This window comes from Pseudomonas sp. Pse79 (assembly GCF_024519615.1).
GTDB lineage: Bacteria > Pseudomonadota > Gammaproteobacteria > Pseudomonadales > Pseudomonadaceae > Aquipseudomonas > Aquipseudomonas veronii.
Genome location: NZ_JALJRR010000007.1, coordinates 1 through 17,143, shown reverse-complemented (window position 1 = coordinate 17,143; position 17,143 = coordinate 1). Strand labels below are relative to the sequence as shown.

Here is a 17,143-nt window from a genome sequence, read left to right as displayed (position 1 = left end):
GGGAGGGGGCTTGCCCCCTCCCACACTAGACCACGATATACGCAGAATTTGAGTAAACCGTCCCCGGCGGTTCAACAACACGAATTGGTAGCACAGGGAGCATCCCATGCAACAAGAAACCCATTCCCATGGCATCAACATGTCTGCCCTGGGTCGTGACAAGCAGAGCCTGAGCCTGGCCCAGGAAACCGTGGCCATCGAAGTGCCGGGCCTGAGCCTGTACTACGGCGACAAACAGGCGCTGTTCGACGTCAGCATGAACATCCCCAAGCAGCGCGTGACCGCCTTCATCGGCCCGTCGGGCTGCGGCAAGTCCACGCTGCTGCGCACCTTCAACCGCATGAACGACCTGGTCGACGGTTGCCGCGTGGACGGTGCGATCAACCTCTACGGCAGCAACATCTACCGCAAGGGTGAAGACGTGGCCGAGCTGCGTCGCCGGGTGGGCATGGTGTTCCAGAAGCCCAACCCGTTCCCCAAGACCATCTACGAAAACGTGGTCTACGGCTTGCGCATCCAGGGCATCAACAAGAAGCGCATCCTCGACGAAGCGGTCGAATGGGCGCTTAAAGGCGCCGCGCTGTGGGACGAGGTCAAGGACCGCCTGCACGACTCCGCACTCGGCCTGTCCGGCGGCCAGCAACAACGCCTGGTGATCGCGCGTACCATCGCCGTGGAACCGGAAGTGCTGCTGCTCGACGAACCTTGCTCGGCACTCGACCCGATCTCGACGTTGAAAGTCGAAGAACTGATCTACGAGCTCAAGTCCAAGTTCACCATCGTCATCGTGACTCACAACATGCAACAGGCGGCGCGGGTTTCCGACTACACCGCGTTCATGTACATGGGCAAGCTGGTGGAGTTCGGCGATACCGATACCCTGTTCACCAATCCGGCGAAGAAACAGACCGAAGACTACATCACCGGTCGCTACGGCTAGGAAGCTGTGGTTCAGATTGCATTGACGCTGCGGTTCTCCGCACCTTTCCGGACGCTCCAAGGACGCCAACATGATTAGCAAAGAAGGCCTTACCCACCACATCTCCGCGCAGTTCAATGCCGAGCTTGAGGAAGTGCGCAGCCACCTCCTGGCGATGGGCGGGCTGGTGGAGAAGCAAGTCAACGATGCGGTCACCGCGCTGATCGAGGCCGACTCGGGCCTGGCCCAGCAAGTGCGCGAGATCGATGACCAGATCAACCAGATGGAACGCAATATCGACGAAGAATGCCTGCGCATTCTCGCCCGTCGCCAGCCGGCGGCTTCCGACCTGCGCTTGATCATCAGTATTTCCAAGTCGGTGATCGACCTTGAGCGTATCGGCGATGAATCCACCAAGATCGCCCGCCGCGCCATCCAACTGTGCGAAGAAGGCGAAGCGCCGCGCGGTTATGTGGAAGTGCGGCATATCGGTGACCAGGTGCGCAACATGGTGCGCGATGCCCTGGACGCGTTTGCCCGTTTCGACGCCGAACTGGCGTTGTCGGTGGCCCAGTACGACAAGATCATCGACCGTGAGTACAAGACCGCCCTGCGCGAGCTGGCCACCTACATGATGGAAGACCCGCGCTCTATCACACGGGTCTTGAGCATTATCTGGGTGCTGCGTTCGCTGGAGCGGATCGGCGACCACGCGCGCAATATCTCGGAGTTGGTGATCTATCTGGTGCGTGGCACCGACGTGCGGCACATGGGCCTCAAGCGCATGAAAGCCGAAGTTGAAGGATCTACCGATCAAATCCCTAATGTTCCGGGCGAATCTGACGATAAGTAAGGTTGCCCGAGATATTAACGCCCGGCCTTTGGTCGGGCGTTTTCGTTTGTGGGCGCTGATTTTTTTGTGCGTGGGGTGAAAGAAAGTCCCAACACAACTACAGAGTTTTGGCAAAATGCCATCAGTCAGGCGTTCTGCGTGCCGCGTTTTTATAGGATAAAGGGTCGATGAGTAAAGTCAGTGTATTGGTGGTGGATGACGCCTCGTTTATTCGCGACCTGGTGAAGAAGTGCCTGCGCAATTACTTCCCCGGGATCAAGATTGAAGATGCGGTGAACGGCAAAAAGGCCCAGGCCATCCTGATGCGCGAAACCTTCGATCTGGTGTTGTGCGACTGGGAAATGCCCGAGATGTCCGGCCTGGAGCTGTTGACCTGGTGCCGTGAGCAACCGCAGCTCAAAGCCATGCCGTTCGTGATGGTGACCAGCCGCGGCGACAAAGAGAACGTGGTGCAGGCGATCCAGGCCGGGGTTTCCGGCTACGTCAGCAAACCGTTCACCAACGAACAGCTGTTGACCAAGGTCAAGCACGCCCTGCACAAGGTCGGGCGCCTCGACGCCCTGGTCGCCAGCGCACCGACCAAGATGAACTCAGCGTTCGGCAACGACTCCCTGAGCGCCCTGACCGGTGGCAAGCCCGAAGCGGTCAAGGTCGCTCCTGTCGCGGCGGCTGCACCGAGCAAAGGCCTGCTCAACAGCCCGCCCGTGAAGGCGGCTGCCGCCGCTGCGCCCGCCAGTGGTCGCGGGCAGGGTCAGTTGCGCCTGTCCAGCGGCACCCAGCAATGCGTGATCAAGGGCCTGAGCATCAAGGAAGCGCTGCTGGTGGTCCGTCGCGGTGAGGTCCTGCCTCAGGTACTGGAAAGCGCGGTGCTCGACCTTGAGCAAGGCGACAACGCCGAAGTCGCGCGCCTCAACGGCTACCTGCACGCCGTCGTCGCCTTCGAGCCCAAGCCCGACAGCGACTGGCTGCAACTGACCTTCCGCTTTATCGACCAGGATGCGCAGAAACTGGACTACATCTCGCGGCTGATCGCGCGGGGTACGGCGCAGAAGCATTTTGTGCCGGGTGCCTGATTCACAGAACGCCACCTGTCCCCTGTGGAAGGGGGCGTGCTCCCGATGGTCTTTCATTCAACATCTTCGTTGGCTGAACTACCGCAATCGCGAGCAAGCCCGCTCCTACATGTGAAGTTCGTTGTTTTCAGTATCGGGTAAATCTCACACGGTCTTGTCATCAAGCCTTGCTAGCCTGCCATTCAGTCCCCCCGGCAGGTTCGCGTCATGCTCATTCGCCTACTGCTGCTCTGCGTATTGGCCACGGTTGCCACGTCGACCCCGGCCATGACCCTCTACAAATCCACCGACGTCAATGGCGAGGTGTTTTTCAGCGACCGGCAAACCCCCGGCGCCCAGGCGTTTGTGATCCGGGAGCGGGAGGCCGTGCGCGTGCAACGGCCGGTGCTCGACCGGCCAAGGCCCGGTTATCCCCAGCAGGCCTACCGCTACCCCTTGCCCTGGCGCGGCGGGCCGTTTCGCCTGAGCCAAGGCCCCAACGGCAGCTTCAGCCATACCGACGCCAAAAGCCGCTACGCCATGGACATTGCCATGCCCGAAGGCACGCCGATCATTGCGGCGCGCAGCGGCAGGGTGGTGAAGATCGAGAATGACCAGGCCGGGCGCGGCAACGATGCGTCAGGGAATTTCGTGCGGGTGCTGCACGATGACGGCACCCAGGGCGTGTACCTGCACCTCAAGCAAGGTTCGGTCAGCGTCAGGCCGGGGCAGCGGGTGGCGGTGGGCAGTGCGCTGGGGTTGTCGGGCAACACCGGCAACAGCAGCGGGCCGCACCTGCACTTTGTGGTGCAGCAGCGGACCGAGGCGGGGCTGGTATCGATCCCGTATGAGTTCAACCAGCCCGTGGGGGTATTGCCCAATTTTGCCTTGGGCAATTGACGGTCAGTCCAGCAGCAGGACCTTGGCCAGCACGATTTTCGGCCCTTTCATCTTCTTGATGATGATCCGCAGGCCTTCAACCTCGAGAACTTCTTCCTCTTCCGGCACCCGCTTGAGGGTGTCGTAGACCAGCCCGGCCAGGGTTTCCGCTTCGATGTGGTCGAGGTCGACGCCAAGCAGGCGTTCCACCTTGAACAGCGGCGTATCGCCGCGTACCAGCAGTTTGCCCGGCTGGTAGGCGAGGATGCCGCGCTCGGCCTTGCGGTGTTCGTCCTGGATATCGCCCACCAGCACTTCGAGCACGTCTTCCATGGTCAGGTAGCCGATGACCTTGCCGTCGGCTTCTTCCACCAGGGCGAAGTGCGCGCCGCCTTTGCGGAACTGCTCCAGCAACTGCGACAGCGGCATGTGCCGCGATACGCGCTCCAGCGGGCGGGTCAGTTCGGCCAGGTTGAACGACTCGGGGAGATGGTCCAGGTTCGCCAGTTCCAGCAGCAGGTCCTTGATGTGCAGCAGGCCGACAAACTCGTTGCGCTGTGCGTCATACACCGGGTAACGGCTGAATTTGTGGCGACGGAACAGCGCAAGGATTTCCTTGAGCGGAGCGTTGAAGTCCAGGGTCACCAGGTCTTCCCGCGAGTTGGCCCAGTCGACCACTTCCAGTTCGCCCATTTCCACGGCCGAGGCCAAGACGCGCATGCCTTGGTCGCTGGGGTCCTGGCCACGGCTGGAGTGCAGGATCAGCTTGAGTTCTTCGCGGCTGTACTGGTGCTCATGGTGCGGGCCGGGTTCGCCTTGCCCGGCGATCCGCAGGATGGCATTGGCGCTGGCGTTGAGCAGGTAGATTGCCGGGTACATGGCCCAGTAGAACAGGTACAGCGGCACGGCCGTCCACAGCGACAGCAGTTCCGGCTTGCGAATGGCCCAGGACTTGGGCGCCAGTTCACCGACCACGATGTGCAGGTAGGAAATCAGGAAGAAGGCGGAAAAGAACGACACGCCTTTGATCACTTCCGGCGACTCGACGCCAGCGGCGCCCAGCAGCGGCTCGAGGATATGCGCAAACGCCGGCTCGCCGACCCAGCCCAGGCCCAGGGAGGCGAGGGTGATACCCAGCTGGCAGGCCGACAGGTAGGCGTCGAGCTGGCGGTGGACGGTGCGCAGGATCTGCCCGCGCCAACCGTTGGTGTGGGCGATGGCCTCGACCCGCGTGGAGCGCAGTTTGACCATGGCAAACTCCGCCGCAACGAAGAACGCGTTGAGCAGTACCAGGATCAGTGCAAAAAGAATCATGCCGAAATCGGCGAAGAGTGTGGCGAGGGTGATACCTGGGGAAGGGTCCATGATGGGGTTTTGCGGGTTCCGTATGTTCAATAGGGGTGACAGGAGCGCCTGAAAGGCGGACACAAGTCGGCCAATGTAGCGGCTGGCGCAGCGCTTGCCTAGTGGTTGCTGCCTGGTGGAGCCAGGAATACCTGCTTTGGGACAATGCAATTCCAAATGTGGGAGGGGGCTTGCTCCCACATTTAGCGTTGTATTGTGTCCGGGCTATTCATCATTCACGACCATCCGCGAACGGGTTACCTGGGGCGGCGGAAAATGGCAGGTAAAGGTGCTGCCGTGGCCGAGCACACTGCTGATTTCCAGGCGTGCGCGGTGGCGCAGCAGCACGTGCTTGACGATCGCCAGGCCCAGCCCGGTGCCGCCGGTGTTGGAGTTGCGGCTGGAGTCGACGCGGTAGAAGCGCTCGGTCAGGCGCGGCAGGTGCTTGGCGTCGATGCCGATGCCGGAGTCTTGCACGCTCAGGTGCGCGCCCTGGGCGTCGGCCCACCAGCGGATGCGGATATTGCCCTTGTCCGGGGTGTACTTCACGGCGTTGAACACCAGGTTGGAAAACGCGCTGCGCAATTCGCCTTCGCTGCCTTTGAGCAGTACCGACGGGTCGGCTTCCAGGGTGATCTGTTGCCCGCGTTGGCCGGAGAGGGCCTGGGCGTCGTTCTTGATGGTCTGCAACAGGCTTTGCACCGCCACCGGGTGGTTATCCGACGGGTAATCGGTCGCCTCCAGCTTGGCCAGCAACAGCAGGTCATTGAGCAGGGTTTGCATGCGCGAGCCTTGCTGCTGCATCTGCTGCAGGGCGCGGCTCCAGCGCGGGTTGATCTCGTCGACGTTGTCCAGCAGCGTCTCCAGGTAGCCGCAGATCACCGTCAACGGGGTGCGCAGCTCGTGGGAGACGTTGGCAACGAAGTCCTTGCGCATCTGTTCCAACTGGTGGATGCGGGTTACGTCGCGCACCAGCATCAAGTGTTCGTTGTTGCCGTAGCGCGTCAGGTACAGCTGGATGCGTACGCGGTCGTTGGTGGGCGAGGGAATTTCCAGGGCTTCTTCGTAGTTTTCCTGCTCGAAGTATTCCTTGAAGCGCGGGTGGCGGACCAGGTTGGTCACCGGTTGGCCGCTGTCCTGGGGCGTCTTGAGGCCCAGCAGGGTCTCGGCGGCGCGGTTCCACCATTCGAGGTTGCCGTCGCTGTCGAGCATGATCACTGCGTCTTTCAGCGCGGCGGTGGACTCCTGCACCCGGTCGATCACCGCTTGCAGGCGCCCGCGTACCCGTTGGTCGCGGCGTTGCAGGTGGTAGATGCTGTCGAACACCTCGCCCCACAGGCCGTAGCCGTCGGGTGGCGCTTCATCGGGCTTGTGTTGGCGCAGCCATTCATGCAGGCGCAGCAATTGCTTGAGGGTCCAGCCCAGGTACAGACCAATGCCGACGGCCAGGCTCCAGCCGTATTGGCCGCTGATCAGGCCTACCAGCAAGCAGCCGGTGATCAACAGCAGCAGGTGGCGGATCAGCGTGCCATGCCAGTTTTGGTTCACTTGAACATGCGTCCTTGTCAGCTGTTAAGTCAGGCTCTTGCGTTCAGAAACCGGCTGGCTCAGCCCTTGGTGGAAAACCGATAGCCGGTGCCGCGCACGGTTTGTACCAGATTCTCGTAGGCATCGCCCAGGGCTTTGCGCAGGCGACGGATATGCACGTCCACGGTGCGCTCTTCCACGTACACATTGCCGCCCCACACTTGGTCCAGCAACTGGCCGCGGGTGTAGGCGCGTTCCTGGTGGGTCATGAAGAACTGCAGCAGACGGTATTCGGTCGGGCCCATCTCGGCGGGCTTGCCGTCGATGGTCACGCGGTGGCTGATCGGGTCCAGCAACAGGCCGCCGACTTCGATCGGTGCTTCGCCATCGGTCGGGCCGGCGCGGCGCAGTACGGCTTTCAGGCGTGCGACCAGTTCCCGTGGGGAAAACGGCTTGGTGATGTAGTCATCGGCGCCGACTTCCAGGCCCTGGATCTTGTTGTCTTCTTCGCCCTTGGCCGTGAGCATGATGATCGGGATGTCGCCGGTCAGCTCGTCACGCTTGAGGCGCCGCGCCAGTTCGATGCCGGAGGTGCCGGGCAGCATCCAGTCGAGCAGAATCAGGTCCGGTTTGCGGTCGACGATAATGGCATGGGCCTGCTGCGAGTTCTCCGCTTCCAGGCAGTCATAGCCGGCCATTTCCAACGCGACGGCGATCATCTCGCGAATGGGCGCTTCGTCGTCGACGATCAGAATGCTCCTGCCAACCATGCCTAAAATCCTCTTGTCATTTAACTGTCTTGCGCCGCATTAGATAACGGAATTATTGCAGTCGTGTGACAGTAATTTAGCTGCTCGCGCAATTCCCGCCTGCGTGGACTACGCTTTGGGTCCGAATCCTGACAACCACAAAAGGAAGGTTCCGATGACTTACAGTACTTTTTCCTGGAAGGCCCTGCTGGTCACGGCGGCGTTGACGCTGCCGACCCTGGCATTCGCGGCGGACCCCGCGACGACCAAAGACGGGATACTGGTCGATCACAACGGCATGACGCTCTATACCTTCGCCAAGGACGCCAATGGCAAATCCATGTGCAACGATAAGTGCGCCGCCAACTGGCCGCCATTGACGGCGGCGTCCACCGACAAGCCCATGGGCAAATGGACCGTGATCACCCGTGACGACCAGAAGAGTCAGTGGGCCTACAGCGGCAAACCGCTCTACACCTTCGTCATGGACAAGAAGGCCGGCGACATGACCGGTGAAGGCAAGATGGACGGGGCCTGGAAAGTCGCCAAGCCTTAGTTGGGCCCTCGCGATGAGGGGCCTGGCCCCTCATCGAAAGCCGTAATCCGCGACAATCCCGACAAAGATCGCCAACCCGGCCCAGTGGTTGTGCAAAAACGCCTTGAAGCACTTCATCCGGTCCCTGTCCCGGGTGTACCAGAATTCCCAGGCAAAACAGCCCGCCGCCGCCAGCAACCCCAGGTGGAACCAGCCGCCCAGCTCGAACCGCGCGCCGGCCAGCAACAGGCACGCCAGCGCCAGGCCTTGCAGGGTCAGAATGATCGCCCGGTCGGCGTCGCCAAACAGGATGGCGGTGGATTTCACGCCGATCTTCAAATCGTCGTCGCGGTCGGTCATGGCGTAATAGGTGTCGTAGCCCACCGTCCACAGCACATTGGCGATGTACAGCAGCCACGCGGCGGCAGGCAGGTTGCCGGTTTCGGCGGTGAACGCCATCGGCATGCCCCAGGAAAACGCCGCGCCCAGCACCACTTGCGGGTAATAGGTGTAGCGCTTCATGAACGGATAGCTCGCCGCCAGCGCCAGGCCGCCGAGGGACAGCAGGATGGTCGTCGCGTTGGTCAGCAGCACCAGCAGGAAACTGACGCCCATCAGCAGCGCGAAAAACACCAGCGCCTCTTTCGAGCTGATCTTGCCGCTGACCAGTGGGCGTTGCTCGGTGCGCTTCACGTGGCCGTCGACCTTGCGGTCGGCCCAGTCGTTGATCACGCAGCCGCCGGCGCGAGTGAGCACCACGCCGAGCACGAAAATCAGGATATTGATCAAGGACGGCGAGCCCTTGCCGGCGATCCACAGCGCCCACAGCGTCGGCCACAGCAGCAGGTAGATGCCGATGGGTTTGTCCATGCGCGTCAACTGAATGAAATCCCAGGCCCTGGGGTTCAGACGGTTCAAGGATTTGAGCAGGCGTTGATACATCAGCGGTTCTCCGGGTGGTCATGCACCGCGTGCCACAGGCTCGGCAGGAAGATTTCGGCGACCAGCACGCTCAGCGCCCCGCGATCGAACCGCGAGCGGCGCGCCCACAGCCCGTCGAGCTGATCGGCTGTGGGCAGCCATGGGCGCGGGTAATGGCAGACCTCGATCGCCCGGCGCGTGAAGGCGCGGTCGCAGAACAGCAGCTCGCCCAGGGAGCGGCTCCCCAGCTCGTCCATATGCAACCCGTCGCCTTGCAACGCACTGCGCGACGCCACGCTGCGGGCAAACACCCACGGCTGGCCATGCCCGCGCAAATACACCTCGCGCACCCAACCGATGCTGGCCTGGGGCAGGTCAAGCGCCGCGCACTCATCGTCGCGCAACGGCTGCCAGCCTTCGCACAGCGGCGTCACGCTGAAACTGTCGCTGGACAGCCCCGTCAGGCGCCGCGTCAGCGAGCCCTCGTCGAACAGCCAGTCAAGGGTCAACGGCGCGGGCAGGGGGCTCAGAAGGCTCTGGGTCAGCCATTGGCAAGCATCGGGAAGGGCGATTGAGTGCGGCACGGTGCGTCAATATTGGCAGCAAAAGAGGCGGCGAGCTTACCATGGCGTCCGGCTCTTTTGCCGGGCTGAACCGGTGCCTTGTGTCGATCGTACTTGCATCTGCAGGCCCCGATCAGTACAAAACGCGCTGAGCCGCACGGCAACGCGGGATCTATCGACCGTCGGCCAACCTGCCTGGACCCTGAGGAAGCAAGTAAATGAAGAAGTGGCAATGCATAGTCTGCGGCCTGATCTATGACGAGAAAGACGGCTGGCCGGACGACGGAATCGCTCCGGGTACCCTGTGGGAGGACGTTCCGGAAGACTGGCTGTGCCCGGACTGCGGCGTGGGCAAAGTGGATTTCGAAATGATTGAAATCGCGTAATCGCGAATTTAAGAAACGTACTACAAGGAGAAAGGAATGAACGCACCTGTCGTGATCATCGGCACAGGGCTCGCCGGTTACAACGTGGCCCGCGAGTTTCGCAAGCTCGACAGCGATACCCCGTTGTTGCTGATCACCGCGGATGATGGGCGCTCCTACTCCAAGCCCATGCTCTCCACCGGCTTTGCCAAGAACAAGGACGCCGATGGCCTGAGCATGGCTGAACCCGGTGCCATGGCCGAGCAACTCAAGGCCGAGGTACGCACTCATACCCGTATCACCGGTATTGACCCGGGCCACAAGCGCTTGTGGATCGGCGAAGAAGCGGTGACTTACCGCGACCTGGTCCTGGCCTGGGGCGCGGAAACCGTGCGCGTGCCGGTCGAAGGCGACGCCGCGGAGCTGATTTTCCCGATCAACGATCTTGAAGACTACGCCCGCTTTCGCGCGGCAGCCGTAGGTAAACGCCGCGTGCTGCTGCTTGGCGCCGGCCTGATCGGCTGCGAATTCGCCAACGACCTGATCCTCGGCGGCTACGAAATCGACCTGGTGGCACCGTGCGAGCAAGTCATGCCGACCCTGCTGCACCCAGCGGCGGCCGCAGCGGTACAAGCCGGGCTGGAAGGCCTTGGGGCGCGCTTCCACCTGGGCCCGGTGCTCAACCGCCTGCAACGCAGCGCCGAAGGTCTGGAAGCGCACCTGTCGGACGGTGAAGTGATCCAGTGCGACCTGGTGGTCTCGGCCATCGGCCTGCGCCCGCGTGTCGACCTGGCCGCGGCTGCCGGCTTGCAGGTCAACCGTGGGATCGTGGTCGACCGCCACCTCAAGACCTCCCACGCCAACATCTATGCCCTGGGCGACTGCGCCGAGGTCGATGGCCTGAACCTGCTGTACGTCATGCCGCTGATGAGCTGCGCCCGCGCCTTGGCCCAGACGCTGGCGGGCAACGCCACGGCCGTCAGCTACGGGCCGATGCCGGTCACCGTGAAAACCCCGGTCTGCCCGCTGGTGGTTTCGCCACCGCCACGGGGCACCGAAGGCGTGTGGAGCGTCGAAGGGCAGGGCGCCGACATCAAGGCCCTGTGCCGCGATGCCAGCGGCCGCCTGCTGGGCTACGCGCTGACCGGCAGCGCCGTGATGGAAAAACTGGCGTTGAACAAAGAACTTCCGCCGCTGCTGGCGTAAATACCGGTCGTTCTGTCGGAATAACCCTATTTTTCACCCTAGAAAGGTCGCCACGAGACTGGCGCAGCGTCCGAGGGCATGCCATCCTCACTCCCGTCTGCCGCAGAGTAGAGCCTGCGGCGCCTTGGGCGCTGCTCCATTAGAGAGCAGCACGGACATAACAACAAAAAACCGTCAAAGAGGCTTCACTTATGCGTAAACCAGAACTCGCAGCCGCCATCGCTGAAAAAGCGGACCTCACCAAAGAACAGGCGAATCGCGTCCTCAACGCCGTTCTCGAAGAAATCACCGGCGCCCTGCACCGCAAGGACAGCGTCACCCTGGTTGGCTTCGGCACCTTCCTGCAACGCCACCGCGGCGCCCGCACCGGCAAAAACCCGCAAACCGGTGAGCCTGTGAAAATCAAGGCCAGCAATACCGTTGCGTTCAAGCCGGGCAAGTCGCTCAAAGACAGCGTCAACCCGTAATAGCGGTATCGTCTCGAAGGGGGCGGGGAGGTAGAAAAAGTGGGCACGCCGACTGGGTCGGGTGCCCATTTTTTGTGCGCGGGGAAAAGCAATCGAGGCGCAAGAAGGGGGCTCACGGCTTATACAGTTATTAGTATTAGCGGGGCAGAGTTTTTTATTGTTTGTAAAGGACGATTACTTACGCACTGGAACTTAATGGGTACGAGGCGCCACCTATTAGTCGAGATTGCAGGGACGCACTCAAGACTATTTTAAAGAGGTGTCTCAATGAAACTCACTGATCTAACTTATATTCCTCCAAATACTCCATCACCTCAGCCAACTGTGCCAGGAAACTCAGTTCCGTTGACGTCGGGTAATGGGCAGCAAACGGCTGACTCCTCGAAGATTGTATATGGTTCGAATGCGGGTAACGGAGGGGGTATTGAATATCCCACGACGAGTAATGAGAAAATAGGTGCTTCTGTGTTAAGTGGCGCTACTAAGGCTGGCGGAGGACGCAGGGGGGGAGGGTCAAGTGGACGTGGAGGTTCCGGAAGTGGATCCGGTACTCCGCCAAATGGGCAAGGAGGTTCGAATTCTCACGTAAATGGGCAAGGAGGTCCGAATTCTCAGGCAAATGGGCAAGGAGGTTCGAATTCTCACGTAAATGGGCAAGGAGGTCCGAATTCTCAGGCAAATGGATCAGGGGGCTCCAATCCGAGGTCAAATAGACAAGGAGGCTCCCATCCTCTGCCAAACCCCAAAGCCGCGTCACCTGGCATTAAGGATTCTTTCAAGACCACGCAAAATATTAACGATCTACACGATAAAAATGGGTTCCCGCCGCTCTCTTCTGAACTGGCGTCCAGCGCGCGCAACTCACTTATCAGTGGGGGGGTAAATTCACTGGTGAATATCCCCTTGAATGTGGGGGAACATTTGGCTTCCAAAGCCATCATCGATAGAATCGAAGCGCAAGCTGCAATGCCAGGCGCGGCAAAAAAGAACGCGGACGGCACGACCACGACCGTAGACCCGGCAGCAACAGAAAAGCAAAAAATAGACGCGCGCCTCGAAGACAGTGAAATAAAAACAGAGTTGATGGTCAACCAGATCCTTTCCATTAACGAAGGATCTGAGGCTAATGCGGTTAGTAAAAAATCGGAGGCACCAAAAGACACAGCCGGGCGCTTGACCAATCAAGAAAAAACCATGGATGGCATAGAAGCCCAGTTGCAAGACCTGGGTACACGATACGACCTTGTTTATAGACCGTATGAAGCGCCGAAGTCGTCGGATGCACCGACTGACAAGTCTCGTATGGATGCGATTGAACTGCGCCACAAGCACATGAACAGAATGATTAAAAGATTGATAACGCTTGTAGAATCGGATGTAACGTAGTTTCGATAGACTCTTGATTCAAGAGTGGAGAGTGGCGGATTTGTTTAGGCAAGTCCGCCTTTTAACTTTGAAGTGTTTTTCATACTGTGCAACTGAACCGCCATGTGGGTACGTAGCCTCATGGGCAGATTTTCTGACAAGCTGCATTGTTGTATTGCCGGATTTTGCGTCGAAGTCATCAACCTGGTGCCAGGTATAGTGTTTCTTGGCGCTTCTAGGAATACCTGGTTCTTTGTAGGCTTGAGTAAAGTCGCGCGATCTAGAGCCTTGCATCTTGATCGTCACGGTATTTCTGTGTGAGCCTTTTATCGGATACAGGTCACTGCTGCCAGTAAAGTCCACCCCTGCATACGCCAAGCCCCATGGATCGGCCCATCCAATTGGGTTTGGCGCGTATTGGTAAAGATTGAGGCCACCTTCCAACCCAATCGGATCCGGCGTCGTAAACCGCCCCACATCCGGATCATAAAACCTAAACGTATTGAAATGCAGCCCCGTCTCCCGGTCCATATGCTCCTGCAACAACCGCAGGCCATCCCACATGAACCGGGTTTCGCCCAGCGGATAGCCGTCGCGGCCATGCTCGGTTTTTTCAATACGCCGGCCCAGCGGGTCATAGGTCATCCTGAGCACGCTGCCGTTTTCATTGCGTACTTCAATCAGCCGGCTTTCGGCGTCGTAGGCAAAGCGCTGCACGCCGCGTTTGGCGCTGCGTTTTTCGATCATGCGGCCAAAGGCGTCGTAGCGGTAACGCTTGTCCTGGTAGGTCAGCAGCTTGTTATGCACCACCAGCCCGGCGCCGGGTTGCGGGCCGTCGAGCAGGTTGGCGGCGGCATGCTCGAACTGCTTTTGTGCCGGTGTAGGCAACGGTGGCGTGAGCGCAGGTACACGTGCGGTTAGTCGTAACAATATTGCTCTGTCAGGTCGCAGAGTGTATGAGGAGCAGCCAGTAATCGGGATGCAAGAGGAATATACCCCGGAATCATTTTTTGCTGTTCATCACCGGATCCGCGAGGTTTGTGTCGCCGTCATTCATGCGCTGCAAAAGTTTGACTGCTCGAGAGAAACCTTGAGCAGCGGAGCGCTCCAACCACTGCCGGGCTTGTTCAAAATTCTGTTCGACTATCCATCCATCAATGTACATTTTACCCAGATCAAACTCTCCATGGGCATCACCGGACTCAGCTCTGGGGAAGTGGAATTTCACCTCTTTAGAGATCGTATCAATTTCCCAATAGTCGCGCTTGTTTGCTTGGAAAAGGCGAATGGTTTGATCGTCCACCCATTCAACAGCGCCTAGCAGTGATTCGAAAAGTCCCAGCGATATGCCAATTCGTGTGGCAGTAAAAAACTCGGTTGGTGTGTTTTTGGGGCCTTGCACCAAGACGCCGATATTAATGTATCGATCCGTGCGCCAGGCGGCTGACGCGGTGAGCGTTTTAGCTGGGTTTTTCAGTGAGCGGCCTGAAGTACCGGAAAACTGATAGCCACGTTTGACAATCGCTGCATGAAGTTTATGTATTGGGTCGGTATCCCAACCTTTGAGAGTTGCTAATGATAGGAGCGCCTCATTGATATCGTCGATTAAGCACTGGCGAATAACGGCGTCTGTAGCTTCCGTCGGCAGGTCCTGTAAGCGCTTGAAAGGATGAGAGTAGGTGCAAACATTTGTAAGTGTCAGCTCTGCTTCCTCTGGCGCTTGCTGAAGAACCACTTTGGCAACTCCACCAGTAGAAAGCTTGCAAGTGGTCGTTAGAAGATAAATATAGAGTACGGCGGCCTCTCGAACGCTGTGAGCCTGCAGGCGGTCTGTAGTTGGAATAATTTCGAGTGTTGATAAATATTTGCTCATCAGAGTTTCTATCTCGTCGCATTTGGCAGTGAGTTGCCCACAGGATTAATCCCGACTTTTGGAAATGAAGGTGTTTGACCTGCTCGCTGAGCGGCTACTGAGTAGCCATTGACTCTACCTTGTTCAACTTTAAGAGCCTTGGTGCGTGTTACATTTTTTCTGATTATGGCGGACTCGTATTTATCAGAGCTCCCCCTGTTAAGTCTGCGTACCTGCGACTGCGCTCGGTAAGATTTCCCATTTTTGGAAATTTTCCCACCGCTGATACCATATTTGTACACCTGCCCAGTCGTTTTGTTACGAATGACGTATACATGATTTACCTTGTTATTTTGTCTGGAATTTCCGTTTGCAGCGCCGCAAGTTTTCCATCCCCATGGATCGATCCATGCAATCGGATTTGATGCGTATTGGTAGAGATTAAGCTCTCCGTCCAACCCAATCGGATCCGGCGTCGTAAACCGCCCCACATCCGGATCATAAAACCTAAACGTATTGAAATGCAGCCCCGTCTCCCGGTCCAGATACTGCCCCTGAAACCGCAAATTCTGCTCTTCAATGTAATAAGGCTCGCGCGCCTCTATCTAGCGTGTTACCCCATATCTGATACGTTACCTGCCAGGCCCTGTGTCTGGGGTCAACTTCCAAGCACCGCGCTTCACTTCAAATATATGTGGTTTGCCGTGGCTGTCTTTGGCAACAAACGGAAAATTTCCGCTGCTGCGCCTCCAATTCAAAAGTCTCATCGTAGATCTGGTGACGTGCGATTTTAATTGAGCCAATAGGATGGGTTCCTGCCATATATCAATATAGAACCTTGCTGTTAGTCCTGGGTTTATTAAGCGGGGTATTTATTTGATCTGTGATTTTAAATAAGTTTGCCTCATGTGATATAGTTGAAGTTCGTCGTTGTTTATTCCGGATTCTTAAGTTTGTCCGGAGGCAATTTTCGCACTTCCTTACGTATAGCGTTATAAATGCTATCGATTGGCTCCGACATCTGGATCTTTAATGCATCAAAGACCTCTTTTACACCTTTTTCGTGGTACTCAAGGTATTTTTCATAGCCTGTAGGGTCTTTGTTGATAGGTTGGCTGGGCATTCTCAAGGAGTAGCTCACTGCTTTATTTCTCTTAGATACCTCAGGGCCTGTAACATTTAGGTCCAGTAGCCCAGACACGCTTGAGTCCCTCAGGCTCAGCCAATAATTGTCACCATATTTTTTATCGAACACTTCGGTGTTTATTATCTGGCGTTCGAGTTGTTCTCGAATAATTCGGCTAACATGGTGCGATACATAAAAAACAGCAGCGGGATCTGGGAAAAGTCCGCTTATGGCGATAGGGTATGGGTTGCGCATTATTTATCCTCTCTTATTTGCCACATAGCGATTTAGGGCCTTTATAGCTCTTTTTGTTTCCTTCAGGAATCAGTCCGCCAGTTTTTTTGTAATGTGCATCCAATTTGGCAGTTTCGATGGTCTTGGCCGCCTGGGTCGTGCTTATGCCGCTTTCTAGAACGGTACCCTTAATCGTTTTACCAGGATTCAGCCGTTCTAATTTTTCTACTTGTTGGTGAAGTCTGGTCGGGTTGCCGCTGGATTTTGTTACACGGTTCATATCGGCCTTGCCGTACTTGTACAGCTCACCGTCTATTCGAATTTCGTACACACCGAAATTACCTGCAGCGCCGTTGGTGTTGAGATTAAGAAGTCCCCATGGGTCAATCCAAGAGATGGGATTTTGTGCGTATTTGTAGAGGTTGATTCCCCCCGTCAACCCAATCGGATCCGGCGTAGTAAACCGCCCCACATCCGGATCATAAAACCTAAACGTATTGAAATGCAGCCCCGTCTCCCGGTCCAGATACTGCCCCTGAAACCGCAAATTCTGCTCTTCAATGTAATAAGGCTCGCGCACCTCCTCCAGTGTGTTGCCCCACACCCGATACGTCGCGCGCCACACCGTTTCTCCATCTGTTTCGGTCAGTTGCTCCGGCAACCCGTTCAGATCGTTGTGGTAGTAGCGGATTTTCTGCAGCGGGCCGATGCCGTCGACTCGGGCCAAGGGTTCGTAGCCTTCGTCTTCATAGACATACAGGCTCGTCTGACTGTGTTTATGCTCCTGCAACAACCGCAGGCCATCCCACATGAACCGGGTTTCGCCCAGCGGATAGCCGTCGCGGCCATGCTCGGTTTTTTCAATACGCCGGCCCAGCGGGTCATAGGTCATCCTGAGCACGCTGCCGTTTTCATTGCGTACTTCAATCAGCCGGCTTTCGGCGTCGTAGGCAAAGCGCTGCACGCCGCGTTTGGCGCTGCGTTTTTCGATCATGCGGCCAAAGGCGTCGTAGCGGTAACGCTTGTCCTGGTAGGTCAGCAGCTTGTTATGCACCACCAGCCCGGCGCCGGGTTGCGGGCCGTCGAGCAGGTTGGCGGCCGCGTCGTAGGCGAAGGTTTCGCGCTGGCCGTGCAGGTTGTCCTGGCTGGCGATGATGCGGCCGGTGGCGTCGTAGTGCAGCAGTTG

General features: G+C 58.2%; 17 protein-coding genes and 2 pseudogenes. 9 read left to right on the top strand and 10 right to left on the bottom strand.

Annotated features, from left to right (window positions below; translation table 11 throughout):
* Positions 1-106: 106 nt before the first annotated feature.
* The 4 genes from pstB (at position 107) to NR164_RS10980 (ending at position 3,724) form a co-directional block, all read left to right on the top strand.
* A complete protein-coding gene (gene pstB / locus NR164_RS10995) occupies positions 107-940 on the top strand; it encodes a phosphate ABC transporter ATP-binding protein PstB (RefSeq protein ID WP_017850001.1) in 834 nt (277 codons plus the stop codon).
* 70 nt (positions 941-1,010) lie between these two features.
* Complete coding sequence (phoU, locus tag NR164_RS10990) at positions 1,011-1,772, top strand: phosphate signaling complex protein PhoU (RefSeq protein ID WP_017850000.1); 762 nt, start codon at positions 1,011-1,013, stop codon at positions 1,770-1,772.
* 167 nt (positions 1,773-1,939) lie between these two features.
* The gene (locus NR164_RS10985) at positions 1,940-2,845 is read left to right on the top strand and encodes a response regulator (protein WP_046381620.1); all 906 of its coding nucleotides are present in this window, start codon (positions 1,940-1,942) and stop codon (positions 2,843-2,845) included.
* 207 nt (positions 2,846-3,052) lie between these two features.
* Positions 3,053-3,724: a M23 family metallopeptidase gene (locus NR164_RS10980; RefSeq protein ID WP_256822750.1), complete on the top strand. Its 672-nt coding sequence runs from the start codon at positions 3,053-3,055 to the stop codon at positions 3,722-3,724.
* Positions 3,725-3,727: 3 nt separating this feature from the next.
* On the opposite strand, the gene NR164_RS10975 is transcribed toward NR164_RS10980, so the two are convergent.
* The 3 genes from NR164_RS10975 to phoB form a co-directional block, all read right to left on the bottom strand.
* Positions 3,728-5,068 carry a hemolysin family protein gene (locus NR164_RS10975; protein ID WP_046381622.1) on the bottom strand — a complete coding sequence of 447 codons (1,341 nt, stop codon included), beginning with the start codon at positions 5,066-5,068 and terminating at the stop codon, positions 3,728-3,730.
* 204 nt (positions 5,069-5,272) lie between these two features.
* Positions 5,273-6,595: a phosphate regulon sensor histidine kinase PhoR gene (gene phoR, locus NR164_RS10970; protein WP_017849996.1), complete on the bottom strand. Its 1,323-nt coding sequence runs from the start codon at positions 6,593-6,595 to the stop codon at positions 5,273-5,275.
* Positions 6,596-6,654: 59 nt separating this feature from the next.
* The gene (gene phoB, locus NR164_RS10965) at positions 6,655-7,344 is read right to left on the bottom strand and encodes a phosphate regulon transcriptional regulator PhoB (protein WP_003176964.1); all 690 of its coding nucleotides are present in this window, start codon (positions 7,342-7,344) and stop codon (positions 6,655-6,657) included.
* 154 nt (positions 7,345-7,498) lie between these two features.
* Between phoB and NR164_RS10960 the strand changes: the two genes are divergently transcribed.
* A complete protein-coding gene (locus tag NR164_RS10960; protein ID WP_046381623.1) occupies positions 7,499-7,879 on the top strand; it encodes a hypothetical protein in 381 nt (126 codons plus the stop codon).
* Between the two features lie 30 nt (positions 7,880-7,909).
* Here NR164_RS10960 and ubiA read toward each other — a convergent pair whose 3' ends face one another.
* The gene (gene ubiA, locus NR164_RS10955; protein ID WP_017849994.1) at positions 7,910-8,800 is read right to left on the bottom strand and encodes a 4-hydroxybenzoate octaprenyltransferase; all 891 of its coding nucleotides are present in this window, start codon (positions 8,798-8,800) and stop codon (positions 7,910-7,912) included.
* The gene (locus tag NR164_RS10950) at positions 8,800-9,363 is read right to left on the bottom strand and encodes a chorismate lyase (protein WP_079444949.1); all 564 of its coding nucleotides are present in this window, start codon (positions 9,361-9,363) and stop codon (positions 8,800-8,802) included. The genes ubiA and NR164_RS10950 overlap by 1 nt, the downstream gene beginning before the upstream one ends.
* A gap of 197 nt (positions 9,364-9,560) precedes the next feature.
* Between NR164_RS10950 and NR164_RS10945 the strand changes: the two genes are divergently transcribed.
* The 4 genes from NR164_RS10945 to NR164_RS10930 all read left to right on the top strand — a co-directional run bounded on the left by NR164_RS10945 (position 9,561) and on the right by NR164_RS10930 (position 12,766).
* Entirely contained in the window at positions 9,561-9,728 is a 168-nt protein-coding gene (locus NR164_RS10945; RefSeq protein WP_046381624.1) for a rubredoxin, read from the top strand.
* Positions 9,729-9,764: 36 nt separating this feature from the next.
* Positions 9,765-10,913: an NAD(P)/FAD-dependent oxidoreductase gene (locus NR164_RS10940; RefSeq protein ID WP_256822749.1), complete on the top strand. Its 1,149-nt coding sequence runs from the start codon at positions 9,765-9,767 to the stop codon at positions 10,911-10,913.
* A 191-nt stretch (positions 10,914-11,104) separates the two neighbouring features.
* On the top strand, positions 11,105-11,380 hold the full coding sequence (locus NR164_RS10935; RefSeq protein ID WP_003213368.1) for an HU family DNA-binding protein: 276 nt from the start codon (positions 11,105-11,107) through the stop codon (positions 11,378-11,380).
* Positions 11,381-12,271: 891 nt separating this feature from the next.
* Positions 12,272-12,766, top strand: coding sequence for a type III secretion effector protein (locus tag NR164_RS10930; protein ID WP_256822748.1), 495 nt, complete (start codon positions 12,272-12,274; stop codon positions 12,764-12,766).
* An 18-nt stretch (positions 12,767-12,784) separates the two neighbouring features.
* Here the strand turns inward: NR164_RS10930 and NR164_RS10925 are convergent.
* From NR164_RS10925 to NR164_RS10905, 5 genes and pseudogenes are all read right to left on the bottom strand, one after another.
* Positions 12,785-13,600 (bottom strand): annotated as a pseudogene (locus tag NR164_RS10925) (RHS repeat-associated core domain-containing protein); the annotation flags it as partial.
* A gap of 148 nt (positions 13,601-13,748) precedes the next feature.
* Positions 13,749-14,618, bottom strand: a complete 870-nt coding sequence (locus NR164_RS10920) for a tetratricopeptide repeat protein (protein ID WP_256822747.1) — start codon at positions 14,616-14,618, stop codon at positions 13,749-13,751.
* Positions 14,619-14,626: 8 nt separating this feature from the next.
* A pseudogene (locus NR164_RS10915) lies at positions 14,627-15,248 on the bottom strand (RHS repeat-associated core domain-containing protein); the annotation flags it as partial.
* A gap of 283 nt (positions 15,249-15,531) precedes the next feature.
* Positions 15,532-15,978, bottom strand: a complete 447-nt coding sequence (locus NR164_RS10910; RefSeq protein WP_057005220.1) for a hypothetical protein — start codon at positions 15,976-15,978, stop codon at positions 15,532-15,534.
* 13 nt (positions 15,979-15,991) lie between these two features.
* Positions 15,992-17,143: RHS repeat domain-containing protein (locus tag NR164_RS10905; protein ID WP_256822746.1), on the bottom strand; the 1,152-nt coding region annotated here is incomplete at its 5' end.